General features: G+C 39.6%; 7 protein-coding genes. 6 read left to right on the top strand and 1 reads right to left on the bottom strand.

Features of this window, described 5'->3' with window-relative positions; translation table 11 throughout:
• Positions 1-385: 385 nt before the first annotated feature.
• Both aqpZ and ACNURT_RS15885 read left to right on the top strand, forming a co-directional pair.
• A complete protein-coding gene (gene aqpZ / locus ACNURT_RS15890) occupies positions 386-1,093 on the top strand; it encodes an aquaporin Z (RefSeq protein WP_419698525.1) in 708 nt (235 codons plus the stop codon).
• Positions 1,094-1,436: 343 nt separating this feature from the next.
• Positions 1,437-3,566, top strand: a complete 2,130-nt coding sequence (locus ACNURT_RS15885; RefSeq protein WP_419698524.1) for a hybrid sensor histidine kinase/response regulator — start codon at positions 1,437-1,439, stop codon at positions 3,564-3,566.
• Between the two features lie 99 nt (positions 3,567-3,665).
• Here the strand turns inward: ACNURT_RS15885 and ACNURT_RS15880 are convergent, their stop codons facing one another.
• Positions 3,666-5,291, bottom strand: a complete 1,626-nt coding sequence (locus ACNURT_RS15880; RefSeq protein ID WP_419698523.1) for a gliding motility protein RemB — start codon at positions 5,289-5,291, stop codon at positions 3,666-3,668.
• Positions 5,292-5,624: 333 nt separating this feature from the next.
• Here ACNURT_RS15880 and ACNURT_RS15875 point away from each other — a divergent pair, with 333 nt between their 5' ends.
• The 4 genes from ACNURT_RS15875 to ACNURT_RS15860 all read left to right on the top strand — a co-directional run bounded on the left by ACNURT_RS15875 (position 5,625) and on the right by ACNURT_RS15860 (position 13,288).
• Positions 5,625-8,642, top strand: a complete 3,018-nt coding sequence (locus tag ACNURT_RS15875; RefSeq protein ID WP_419698522.1) for a DUF2723 domain-containing protein — start codon at positions 5,625-5,627, stop codon at positions 8,640-8,642.
• Positions 8,643-9,104: 462 nt separating this feature from the next.
• Positions 9,105-10,337: a Pycsar system effector family protein gene (locus tag ACNURT_RS15870; RefSeq protein ID WP_419698521.1), complete on the top strand. Its 1,233-nt coding sequence runs from the start codon at positions 9,105-9,107 to the stop codon at positions 10,335-10,337.
• Positions 10,338-10,362: 25 nt separating this feature from the next.
• The gene (gene ppk1, locus ACNURT_RS15865; protein WP_419698520.1) at positions 10,363-12,408 is read left to right on the top strand and encodes a polyphosphate kinase 1; all 2,046 of its coding nucleotides are present in this window, start codon (positions 10,363-10,365) and stop codon (positions 12,406-12,408) included.
• Positions 12,395-13,288 carry an SdiA-regulated domain-containing protein gene (locus tag ACNURT_RS15860; RefSeq protein WP_419698519.1) on the top strand — a complete coding sequence of 298 codons (894 nt, stop codon included), beginning with the start codon at positions 12,395-12,397 and terminating at the stop codon, positions 13,286-13,288. Before ppk1 ends, ACNURT_RS15860 begins: the two co-directional genes overlap by 14 nt.
• The last annotated feature ends 185 nt before the right edge of the window (positions 13,289-13,473 follow it).

Here is a 13,473-nt window from a genome sequence, read left to right as displayed (position 1 = left end):
TCATGGATCATAGTTCATAGAAAAACACCTTGTGTCATTCGATCAACTTCGGGATATCAGGTTTGCGCTTGCCGAAAATTTGCATTATCTCTGTTGCCTAATCCTTATAGCTTCTTGGTAGAGCAATGAGGAATAAAATATCCAATTAAGCCAACGTGACTTGATGATATGATTAATAATGGTGAGGAGAAATCTTCAAACTTCTGTAGACAGAGTTCGGTTACCGGTCGATATTATTTTATATTAATCGAAAACTTATTTTATTTGATGCGAATTGGTGATAACAATGTGTAGCTTTATATATTATACAGGTTATTAAATAATTAAACCGATGTAGTAATTTAGTTATCATAGCCTGATCCTTTAACCTAATTTTATAATTCACATGGAAACAAGTACTTTTTCAAAATTTTCTGCCGAATTTTTCGGTACACTCGTATTGGTTTTGATGGGCTGCGGCAGCGCGGTAATTGCCGGTGCCAACGGCACAAGTGGTGTTGGTTTGTTGGGTATCTCTTTTGCTTTTGGTTTATCAGTTGTGGCCATGGCTTATGCTATTGGTCATATATCTGGTTGCCATATTAATCCGGCCATTTCTATAGGTATGGTTGTTGCCGGCCGTATGAAAGCAAATGAAGCGGTTATTTACATTATTGCCCAGGTACTGGGTGCTATTGCCGGCGCGGGTATCTTATTACTCATCGCATCGGGGAAAGATGGGTACAGCGTAGCTGCCAATGGTTTAGGGCAAAATGGTTATGATGCTTTTTCGCCGGGTCATTATAATTTAGTATCCGGATTTATTGCCGAAACGGTATTCACCTTTATCTTCCTGCTGGTGATTTTTGGTTCAACATCTACTAAAAATATACACGGTGGTTTCGCGGGTCTGTCCATAGGTTTAAGCCTGGTGCTTATTCATATAGTTGGCATCATGGTTACAGGAGTATCTGTAAATCCGGCACGTAGCATTGGCCCGGCATTGTTGGTAGGCGGGGCGGCTATCGGCCAGTTATGGTTGTTTATTGTAGCTCCTATATTAGGTGCCATATTAAGCGCTGCCGTATGGCGTTTATTACTTGAAAGAAAGTAAAATAAAAAAATACACAACCAGGTCAATATGCTTAATCCCGTTTTGACCTGGTTGTATCTCATAAGATCATTCTTTTATGAGTGTTTCTAACAAAGATAATTAGTCAGCTACTCCTCAGTAGTTAAACACCTAAAAAGGTTATTGTATACCAGCCATGTATGCTATCATTTTACTCCTTCTGATTTTCGTTTACGATTAGTATTTTTATCTAATTGTTTATAATTTAAACTTATTCTTACAAGTAGTTAGAAATATACTTTGGCAGGCTTTTATAAATGCTATAATTGCCTTTAAATTTTGCCAATTAAATACCGGCATCATGGTTGCTTAGCTACTGCTTTTAATGAAATCTACATATACTCAAAAAATATCGAGGAAGATCATGCTGGCGTTTTTGGCATTGATTATTATCCTGGCCATCATCGCGCTTTTTGTACGTAATTCCATCTCCAACAAATTACAGGATCTTTCAAAATTAGCACACGATGTTGAATATGATCAATCAAGACCGCAACAGGCATTATTATTATTACATGAGGCCGAAGATGATTTCCAGGAGTCGTTATTAAGTACCGACGACGCGAAAAGTAAAGCTTATAAAATAAAACTTTCACAGGCATTTGACCTGATTGATACATTGCTTCGGAATCATGCTAATATACCCGGCTTAACGGATGAACAACATCAGAAGGTATTGTATTGGCGTGTTAAAAAATTAGAACTATCGGGTAAGTTATATGAGCTTAAACACAGTTTTGATTCCCTGCTTACCGTTTATGCCGATTTTAATGAAGCTGCAGGTAAAGAACCGGTTGTTATTAGTACGACTTCCGGACCCAGAAAAAAAAGTATTGAGGGCAAATCAGATACCATAAAGAAAGATATTATTGGCAAAAAGAAAGGGCTTTTCGGGCGGATCAAAGATGCTATCGTCAATAAGAATAGTAATACATCCTCCAGCATTATTGTAGTTAACCATAGCCGAACAAACTTATTGGTTGATTCGGCTACCCGTAAAGTGGCCTATCTGGATAAAAAGAACTATAATCAAAAATTAAAACAGCTGCAGGAACGGAATATCAAACTGCTGGCTACACAAAAGGATCTCACAACCCTTAATATTCATATCCGTAATGAGCTCGAAAATATTATAAACGGTGTAAAGGATATCAATTATAACATCGCCAATGAGTTTAAGGGGATGACATTTAAAAACTATCAGGAAACCACCCGGTTAATAAACAATTTTTATCTCGCCGCGCTTTTCCTGGTACTGATATTTGCTGCATTGCTCATTGTATTTATATTGAAACTGGGAGTATCTGAAACTTTGTTACGACAGGAAAATCAACGGTCGGTGACCATTGCCCAGCAAAAAATGGATCTGCTGCAGCACATGAGTCATGAAATACGCAACCCGCTTACCGCCATAAAGGGCTTTCTGTACATCTTCAGCCAAACTAACCTGTCGTCACGGCAGGCAGATATGCTGGGCTCTATCAGGCTTTCGTCTGATATGCTGTTACGGACGCTGAATGATACGCTTGATGCCGCCAAAATGGAGAATAGTGAGTTTAAGATCAACCGAGATCCCTTTAATGCCGATTTTGTATTGAAAGAGGTAGTAGAAAGTATGGAGTTTAGTGCCACCAAAAAGAAACTCAATTTGGAATATCATTTTGAAGGAGATAGGAGCGCCCTGGTTTTAGGTGATAGTTTCAGGCTTAAACAAGTAATGGTTAATCTGCTGAGTAATGCCATTAAGTATACCAATGTGGGAAGTGTTACTGTAAAAGCTTCCCTGGTATCGGTCAATAAGGAAAGCCGGCTGGTAGTTGATATTACCGATACAGGCGCCGGTATCAATACCGAACAGCAAGCCAATCTCTTTTCCAAATATTATCAAACCAATTCTGCAAAAGGTCAAACCGGCACAGGGCTAGGGCTTTATATCTGTAAGCAGTTGGTTCAGCTGCAAAAGGGGCAAATCAGTGTAAAAAGCACGGCAGGTAAAGGGAGCACATTTAGTTTTTATATACCATATGAAGCCGGCAGCCTTGCTGTTGCTAAACAAAAAATAGATGATCCTTTATCGTTACTAAGTGGCATTAGTATTCTTGCTGTGGATGATAATGAATTGAGTTTAATGTTTCTGAAAATGATGACCAGCAAATGGAACATTAAATTTTACCAGGCTAATAGCGGGGAAACTGCATTAGATATCCTGGCTAAAGAAACCATCACTGTTATACTAACCGATATCCAGATGCCTGCCATGGATGGTCATGAACTTATCGAGGCTATCAGGCATTTAAAGGCCCCGCTAAATAAAGTGCCGGTTATTGCTATAAGTGGTACTTCGAAACCATCGGATGCCGGAAAAATTTCGGAAAAAGGATTTTCGGGTTTTGTGACCAAACCATTTGCCGAAGCCGAACTGGTACGACAGATCATCAGCGCGCTGAAATTGTAGGTTTTAGTCAGTATCAAGTAGTTAGTATCAAGTATCAGGATTTTCGACTTACTGATATTTTGTCGTGATACTTGATACTAACTACTTGATACTTGTTCTCTAAAAATCGTGATATAAATTCCGGAAACCGCTTTTTAACCCAAGTGTAAACAGCGTAGTTTTGTTATTACTTAATGCATTCTTTTCCTGTCGGTAAAGGCCACCGATTTCAATGCGGAGATTTGTTTTAGGGTTAACCAAAAACGATACAGTACCCTCGCCATAGTAAAGTTGTGTGCTGATACCCTGACCTATAACCGGAGTTGGGTTAGGGTTCACCGGATATGGTTTGGTGAGTAACTTCCCGTTATTGTCTGTTTCGTTAGCATCAAGTCCATATTTTCCATAATCCAGCTGGCCCTGAAAATCAAACCGGCCGATAGAGTAATTGATGATCCCTAAAAACTCCCTGAAATTGGCACCGAAAGGGTGAGCAAGCGGATCGCCAAAAAAGGTATAATTATTAAGCGTGTTGGTATTAGTGTAAGTATTTGGTTTTACGGTATTAAACTCAAAAAGATAATTTAAACGGTTAACCTTAAATATGTCGGCTCCGCGTATACCCAGTTGTACGCCATTGGTATTATCAAGGTTATTACCCGAAAAGAAGTTGTTGAATTTAAACCTGTCGAGCAGTAACTGGCCATAAATGGCTGTTTTGTCAAATACTTTGTACTTTCCTGTAAAGCCCATAAACACATTATCCTTCGGCGAGCCGGATGATCCCAAGCCACTGGAAAATACCAGGGGATTGATAAAATTCACATCAAAACCCCTTCTGTTTCCCTGGTCATCAGCCTCCGGCGTAATCAGGGCGTTGAAGAAACCCAATGATACGCGGTTACTTACGTTCCAATCTACATAATGAAACAAAGCCCATTTGCGTCTGTTGCTTCCCAGCTGGTCAAATTTGAGTGCTTTAAGATCTTCCAGGTATGCCCAGGCCATCATATATTGCACCTTTCCCAGGTTGGCGGTAACCCTTAACAAAGGCATATTGGCCGCATAGTCCGAAAGCAGCAATGACCTGTACCCATCGCCTACAAACATTTTATCCTGACCTAACGTAATGTTCAGTTGTTTTATGGGGGTGTAAGATGCTATAGCGGTAACGTACGACCAATCCTGAGAATCTTGCTTTTGGCCATTGTAATGGCGTGCATAAGCCTGGCCGGGTATAAAAGCATTGGCGTTTACTACGTCGTTATAATAATCCGGAAATTTGGCCTGATCTTCAAAACCGCTCGTGTAAAAGGAGAATTTGGTACCTACAGTACCTCCAAATTGAAAGCCCCGGGCATTCAAATAGGTTGATCGTTTGCCCGAAAAGTCTCTCCCAACCGATAAATCTGCAATAACGTCTCCGTAAAAAGTATAATCTTTTGTTTGTATGTCAAACAAATGCTCGTTAAACAACTTGCGGCTAAGCCATGTTTTACGCTGATCACTTACGCCTATATTCATCACAGAATCATACGTGCCATTGATCACACTATCGATCAGAAAAGGGCGTAAGGATGTATGAAATGAGGTTTTTATACTATATATATCGCCGTTGAATTTTTGGTAAAGCAGATAAGACTGTGGTAAATAAACAGATTGCGCGTTACTTATCTGAGTGGAAAGCAGGAGGATGCCCGCTAATAAAAATAGTTTTATATACTGAAAGAAGTAGAGTTTTTGCATCACAACAAAGTAAGCATTATTTATATTAACATGAAAATTTGATAAGCTTATTTGCCTAAGGAAATAATACCCTTATTTGTTTTACAAAATAACAGATTAATGACTGTAAAAGTTAATTTATGTTAAATTTGGTGGCACGATACTGTTTTTTTTTAATAAGCTATAAAAATCCTGATATTTGCGCGCTTATTGGTTCATTAGTTTATTGGTTCAATTATTCATTGGTTTTTGAACGAATAACTCTGCATGCTTATTCATATGCAGCCTGCTAATGAACATTGAACAGATGAACCAATAAACCAATGAACTGTGAACTAATGAACCCATATATAAATGCAATACAAAAAAATTAATAATCTTTTAGGCTGGCTTTGCTTTGTTATAGCTTCTGTTACCTACATTTTAACATTGGAGCCCTCGGTAAGTTTTTGGGATTGCGGCGAATTTATTTCATGTGCCTACCGTTTACAGGTGGCCCACCAACCCGGGTATCCTGTTTTTGCCATGTTGGGCAAATTGTTTTCGCTATTATCATTCGGCGATAATACTAAAGTGCCTTATTTTACCAATTTAGGTTCGGCAGTGGCCAGCGGGGCAACTATTATGTTCCTGTTTTGGACGATAACCGCCTTGGCCAAAAAAATGCTTTTAAATAAGCGCGATGACGTTGTAGAACAATCAAACCTCATCCTGATCATGGGAGCGGGGCTGGTTGGCGCATTGGCCTTTACCTATACCGATACCTTTTGGTTTTCGGCGGTTGAAACTATTGTATTTGCATTATCATCCCTGTGTACCGCTATTGTATTTTGGGCCATATTAAAATGGGATGCACATGCCGATGAAAAAGGTGCCGATAAATGGCTGGTTTTTATAGCCTATGTTATAGGTTTATCTATTGGTATCCACCTGCTTAACTTGTTAACCATCCCCGCTATCGCTATGGTATACTTCTTCCGCAGAAGTAAAAAGATTACGGTTAAAAACGGCATCCTGGCATTTTTGGCCGGTGTTGTTATCCTGGGGCTGGTCCAGTATGGTATCAGGGGATATACCATCAAATTTGCCGCCTATTTTGATCTTTTCTTTGTAAACTCATTGGGCCTTGGTTTTGGCAGCGGCGCGTTTTTCTTTATCTTATTAATTGTTGTGGTGCTTGTTGGTGGTATCATATATAGTATCCGTGCTAAAAAGCCAACGCTTAATCTGGCTTTATTATGCGTAGCCTTCATATATTTTGGCTATGCGGCTTTTGCCTATATCCCCATCAGGGCCACTGCAAACCCCGATCTGAATAACTCTCATCCCGATAATGCTTTTACGCTTTACGGTTACTTAAACCGTATTCAATATGGCGAAACTCCTTTATTAAGTGGTCCATATTATGATGCTACCGTTACCGATCAGAAAGAAGGCAGCATTATTTACCGTAAAGGAAAAACAAGGTATGAGAATGCCGGTAAAAAGATTGAGACGGAGTACAGCCATACAACGCCGTTCCCGCGTATGTACAGTACCGAACCCAACGATGTTCAGTTTTATAAAGAGTGGCTACGCATTCCGGATGGCCAGGCGCCTGGCTTTGGCGATAACCTGAAATTTATGTTTAGCTGGCAAATGTACCAGATGTACTGGCGCTATTTTATGTGGAACTTTGTGGGCCGTACCAATGATGCCGATGGGCAAACGAGCACTGGTGGTATCGATGGAAACTGGACTACAGGCCTTTTCGATAAGAATCTACCCAAATCATTGCTACACGGGACAACTTATACACCGTTATACGCGCTTCCGCTTATTATTGGCTTAATTGGTGCGTTTTATCACCTTAACCGTAAAAAGAAAGATGCGCTTATTGTATTGTTGTTATTCTTCTTTACAGGACTCGCCATTGTGCTGTACGTTAATCAGCCATCTATACAGCCACGTGAGCGCGATTATTCATACGTGGGCTCTTTTTATGCCTTCGCTATCTGGATAGGTTTGGGTGTTATTGCCATTGCCGAATTTGCACGGAAATACATCAATGCCAATACCGCCGCTATCGGATCAACCGTGATCTGTTTATTATTAGCTCCGGTGCTGCTGGCCAGCAAGGAGTGGAAAGATCACGACCGTTCAACCAAGTGGACCGCACATGATATGGCTTATAACTACCTGATATCGTGCCCACCAAATGCCATATTGTTTACCTATGGCGATAATGATACCTACTCGTTATGGTATGATCAGGAAGTGGAAGGCATCCGCCCGGATGTGCGTATTGTTAACCTGAGCCTGTTTACCGGCGACTGGTACATCCGCCAGATGCAGGGAAAAATGAACCAGTCGGAACCATTACCTATCACCATGCCTTATGATAAATATAAGGAGGGGGTAAGGGACATTATTTACTACAACGACCAGAAAATAGCCGGACCGGTAGAAGTAAAGGAAGTATTTGACTTTATTTCTTCGGATGATAAAGCTGCCCAGGTACAATATCAAAGCGGCGACTGGGGCAACTATCTGCCAACCAAAAACTTTAAAATTACCATTGATCCGGATGAAGTAATTAAAAATGGGGTAGTTGCTGCCGATCAGAAAGCCAAGATCACCAAATCAATGGAGTGGAAATTCACTTCAAACTATGTGACCAAAGACAACCTTGCCATGCTGGATATTTTAGCGCATAACCACTGGAAAAGACCGATCTGCTTTACTACTACTATCGGTAACGATAACCTGATAGGTTTACAGCCGTATTTATATAAAGAGGGCTTTACTTACCACCTGATCCCTTTTGAAAAGGATACTACCAAACATGATCAGCTGGGCAAAACCAATACCATGGTGATGTATAATAACATTATGAATAAGTTTAAATTCGGCAACTTTAAAAATGCCCGTTATTTAGATCATGAATCAACATCGATGTTTTACCCGGTAATGGCCTCTACGTTTATTGATCTGATCCAAAACCTGATGCAGGAAGGTCACAACGATCTGGCTTTAAAAGCACTGCATAAATACGACCAGGAAATGCCCGACATTACACCATACATTGATGTTGCCGGTCGCAAATTATTCCTGGCTCAGCTGGCATTTCAGCTTAATGATGTGGTTTTGGGTAAAAGACTTACCAGCAGCATTGATGATTACGTTACCGATCAGTTGGATTACAACTATCACCTGCTATCAGATAATTCCAGCAGCGTAAACATGCGCGATGTACAGATCAGTTTGCAAATACTAAACGGCATAGCCGATTTTACTAAAGAAAATAAACAAGCCGATATCAATAAAAAGGTACAGGCACAATTGAATGATTATATGAAAAAGTTTGCACCAATTTTGGGTGGTGGACAATAATATAAATTTCAGCTATATCAAAAAGCCATCTCAATTATGGGATGGCTTTTCTGTTTTCATTATAACCAAGGGCTTAAATGGCTATTTATTTTAGTATATTTGTATGTACAACGGCCTTGTTTTCTGATAAAAAGAAAACAAGGCCGTTCTGTTAAGAGGTAAAATAAATCAAAAACAGATTATTAGGTGTGTAGTTATTTGATTATCAATTACCCAATACTTTTTAAACCTTTTAAAACAGATCAAAACTGCGTTAAAATTTGTTAAAAAGTGTTAAAATGAATGTTTTTCGAACGATTTCGAACTGTTTTTGCCACGATTTTGAGCCGGAAAGTGTTAAAATTTGAGGTTTAAAAAGTTTTCAAACGCCTATATTAAATAATATTCAACGAACATTTAACGGCCTGCCGGAAATATTAATTTTTAAAATAAATTTGAGTACTTTAACCATAAAAAGCTATCATGACATTTCAACACTTGTTAGAAGAGGTAAAACATGATGTCATATCATATTTTGATGCGCATCATGATCCCGAACTTGCATACCATAATCTTAAACATACCAAAGACGTTGTTGCCGCAGCAACGCAGATCGCCAATCATTATCAACTGTCTGACGAGGACTTTTTTATAGTGCTTTCAGCAGCATGGTTTCATGACACCGGCTACTTTGTTGACAAAAGCAATCACGAGGTAAAAAGCACCGAGAACGCGACCCATTTTTTAAAGCAAAAAAAGGTAGATAACGCGGTGATTGACAAGGTAAGTGCCTGTATTATGGCTACTGAAATGCCCCAGAAACCAACCAACTTGCTGGAAGAAATTTTGTGCGATGCCGATCTGTTTCACCTGGGGACAGATGATTTTAGGGAAAAAAGCAAGCTTATGCGTAAGGAATTGGAAGCCTGCAGGCACATGGAAATTAATAAAGATACCTGGCGGGCCGGCAATATTGAGCTGTTAGAATCGCATCATTACTTTACCGATTATTGCCAGCTGCTGCTTAATGACCAGAAACAAAAGAACCTGGAGAAATTAAAGGAAAAACAAACGGATGTGGAAGAAAAAGCCGAAAAAAAGGAAAAAACTGAAGGTGTAATAACTGAAATAGATCATGTGGAAGCTGCTGTTGCTAAAGAAGAGGAGCATCATGAAAAAAAACACAAAAGTGATAAACCGGAAAGGGGTATCGAAACCATGTTTCGTATCAGCTCGGCAAATCATCAGCGTTTGAGCGATATGGCCGACAATAAGGCCCATATCATGATTACCGTAAATTCCATCATTTTATCGGCCATCATCAGTTTAGTATTGCGGAAGCTTGATGAGCATTCCAACTTGCTTATCCCTACGTTTATGCTGCTTACGGTAAGTTTAACCACCATGATATTCTCCATCTTGTCTACACGGCCATCAATCCCCCCCGGTACCTTTTCGCCCGAAGATATTGAGAAAAAGACGGTCAACCTGCTTTTCTTTGGTAACTTTTATCGTATGTCATTGAATGATTATAGCGATGGCATGGTGAAAATGATGGATGATAAAGATTTTTTATACGGCAGTCTTATCCGTGATAATTATTCGCAGGGCGTTGTGCTGGGCAAAAAGTACAGGTTATTGCGGGTTTCTTATAATATATTCATGTTCGGTCTTATTATTTCGGTATTGGCCTTCCTGATCTCATCACTGATATAATCTGCTAAACAAAACATCTGCTTTTATGGATCATTACTCATTTTTTGACAGGGACCTGAGTTGGCTGCTATTTAACGAGCGTATTTTGCTGGAGGCCGAAAAGGAAGATCTACCTGTAATGGAAAGGGTGAATTTTCTTTCGATATTTTCTTCAAATCTGGATGAGTTTTACCGGGTAAGGATGCCAGTTATACTGGCTGTAAATAAGCTGGCTAAAGGCGCTGCACACGAAAAGGAAGATGTTTTGCTGGAAGCCCAGCAACTGATTGAACGACAGCAACAAAAGTTTGGGCAAGTGTTCACCGGCAGGTTAATACCCTTGTTAAAACAAAATAAGGTAAATCTGTTGTTTAATGAGCCGCTTCTAGAGTTGGTGCGGGATAAGGTAACTGATTACTTTTTTAGCCAGGTGATGGCTTTTCTGCAGCCGGTTGACCTATCCGAAACCGGGAAAAAGTTCTTTCCAGAAAACAACCGCCTGTATTTTTTAATCACCCTTGATGTAAAGGGAGAAAAGGAAAAAACAATACTACTTAATATACCCTCCAATCAATTACCCCGTTTTTACAGCGTATCAGCAGATGATCAACAGTATATTATATTTCTGGATGATATCATCAGGTTTAATCTGGACAGGTTATTTACCAGCGAAACCGTCAGTGGGTGTTATAGCTTTAAAATAACCCGTGATGCCGAGCTCGACTTGAAAGACGAGTATCATGGCGACTTGTCTGAACAGATCGAAAAGCAATTGCTAAAAAGGGATATGGGTATGGCTACCCGCTTTCTGCATCAACCGGGTATTCCGTTGCGTACCCTGCATTCCATAACCGAAAAATTAGGCCTGCAGGGTTCAAGTGTGGTAGAAGGGGGCGCATATCATAATTTAAAAGATCTGATGGGGCTGCCTGTTAATTTGCCCGCTTTACGTTATGCCCGTTGGTCACCAATAGTCAATACAGGTTTAATCGATCAGCAATCATTATTTGATCATATTGCAGACCATGACCATATTTTTCATGCGCCTTATCAATCGTATAATAGTATACTACGCTTTTTTAATGAAGCAGCTATTGATAAGGATGTAGAGGAAATATCAGTTACCTTATACCGGGTAGCCAGCGATTCACGCATTGTAAATGCCCTCATCAGCGCGGCTTGCAATGGTAAAAAGGTGAGGGTAATGGTAGAACTTAAAGCCCGGTTTGATGAGGCTAACAATATTAAATGGGCCAAAAAAATGAAGGCTGCCGGTGTCGAGATCATTTATAGCGATAAGGCCTTAAAGGTGCATGCCAAAATTGCTTTAGTCAAAAGATTGGTGAACGGCCGGATCAAATATGCCGGCTTGCTGGCCACAGGTAACTTTAACGAAAGCACCGCGGCTTTTTACACCGATCATATTTTAATGACGGCCAACCCGGCCCTGCTTCGTGAAATGGAGCTGCTTTTCATATTCCTTGGTAAAAAAGCAAAAACATCGGATGGTTATCCTGTCAATTTTAAACATCTGCTGGTGGCCCAGTTTAATTTACAACAGCGGTTTATAGAACTGATTGACCGGGAAATTAACCATGTTAAAAAAGGTTTGGAGGGAGCTATCACGATCAAGCTAAATAACCTGGAAGAGCGTATATTGATCTCCAAATTATACGAAGCCTCACAGGCCGGGGTAAAGATATCGCTTATTGTACGCAGTATTTGCTGTATTATCCCTGGAGTTAAAGGGATGAGCGAGAACATTACCGTACGCCGTATTGTTGATCGTTACCTGGAACATGGAAGGATATTTATTTTTCACAATAACAATGAACCGGAGGTTTTCCTGGGTTCGGCAGATTGGATGAACCGTAATATTTACCGGCGCATCGAGGTGTGTTTCCCTGTTTATGATCAAGATATCAAGGCCGAGATCATGCAGATCATCGATCTGCAATTAAATGATAATGTGCAGGCGGTAATGCTCAATGAAGAGTTGCAGAACATAAGTATCGAAAAGCATGAACCTTTGGTGCATTCGCAGCGGGGCATATATGAACTTTTACAGCACAAAATTGATGAGAAAGTTTAAAAACAACAAAATAAATAGGAAAGTTACTGCTTTCACCATGATGGTGTTGGTTAGCGCGGCAGTACTCCTGGGTATATCCTGCACCAGTAAGCCAGAAGTGATAGCAAACCCTAAGGGTTATAATCTGAATAAACCGGTAAAATATAATATGCACATTAATTTAACGGAGATATCGGGCATTGCTTTCAGGCATGGTAAAAGCGATTCGTTATATGCAGAGGAAGATGAAAATGGCAATGTATATTATTTAAAATTAGGTGATAAAAAGGTGAGTGAAAGCCGTTTCGCCAAATCGGGTGATTATGAAGATATTGCTATTGACAATAATTATATGATCATATTACGGAGCGATGGCACATTGTTTACTTTCCCGTTTAATCAGGTAAGGAATAAAGAGATCCCAGGTGTGAAAAAGATAAAAGATGTAGTACCCGCTGGGGAGTATGAAGGCATGTATGCCGATGAAAAAACAAATCGCTTGTATATATTATGCAAAAATTGTGATAACGATAAGCGTAAGATTAGTAGTGGCTATATTTTACAATTGCAAAGCGATGGCACCGTTAAACCTGCAGGTGGTTTTAGTATCGATGTTAAAACGATAGAACAACAATTAACCGGCAAAAAGAAAGGCGCATTTCGCCCATCGGCTTTGGCCCAAAACTTAATTACCAACGAGTGGTATGTTCTTTCATCTGTTAATAAGGTGCTGGCTGTTACTGATGCTTCCTGGAATGTCAAGAATGTTTATACCCTGAACCCAAAGTTATTTAATCAACCTGAAGGGATCGCGTTTGACGATCATAATAATCTTTATATCTCAAACGAAGGCGATCTTGTTACTGCCGGGAACGTATTAAAGTTTAGTTATATAAAGTAATTTGATGATAAAAGAGGTAATGAATTAATCTAACCAAAAGTTGCTCAGGTGGTATAAAAACGCTCAAAAATATGACTAAACTAATACTATGATTTTGATAGTAAGGTTAATACAGATTGATTAATTACAAATCTGTTACTTACAAAAGCCATTGTTAGTTATAACTTTGACAAGGCAAATGTATT

Source organism: Mucilaginibacter sp. NFX135, assembly GCF_048565145.1.
Classification (GTDB): domain Bacteria; phylum Bacteroidota; class Bacteroidia; order Sphingobacteriales; family Sphingobacteriaceae; genus Mucilaginibacter.
This window is presented reverse-complemented; position numbering and strand designations above follow the sequence as displayed.

What these genes read in the sequence shown, in the direction of transcription:
- ACNURT_RS15860 (WP_419698519.1), top strand. Translation starts at nt 12,395, where the DNA reads ATGAGAAAGTTTAAAAACAACAAAATAAATAGGAAAGTTACTGCTTTC.
- ACNURT_RS15875 (WP_419698522.1), top strand. Translation starts at nt 5,625, where the DNA reads ATGCAATACAAAAAAATTAATAATCTTTTAGGCTGGCTTTGCTTTGTT.
- ACNURT_RS15885 (WP_419698524.1), top strand. Translation starts at nt 1,437, where the DNA reads ATGAAATCTACATATACTCAAAAAATATCGAGGAAGATCATGCTGGCG.
- ACNURT_RS15880 (WP_419698523.1), bottom strand. Translation starts at nt 5,291, where the DNA reads ATGCAAAAACTCTACTTCTTTCAGTATATAAAACTATTTTTATTAGCG.
- aqpZ (WP_419698525.1), top strand. Translation starts at nt 386, where the DNA reads ATGGAAACAAGTACTTTTTCAAAATTTTCTGCCGAATTTTTCGGTACA.
- ACNURT_RS15870 (WP_419698521.1), top strand. Translation starts at nt 9,105, where the DNA reads ATGACATTTCAACACTTGTTAGAAGAGGTAAAACATGATGTCATATCA.
- ppk1 (WP_419698520.1), top strand. Translation starts at nt 10,363, where the DNA reads ATGGATCATTACTCATTTTTTGACAGGGACCTGAGTTGGCTGCTATTT.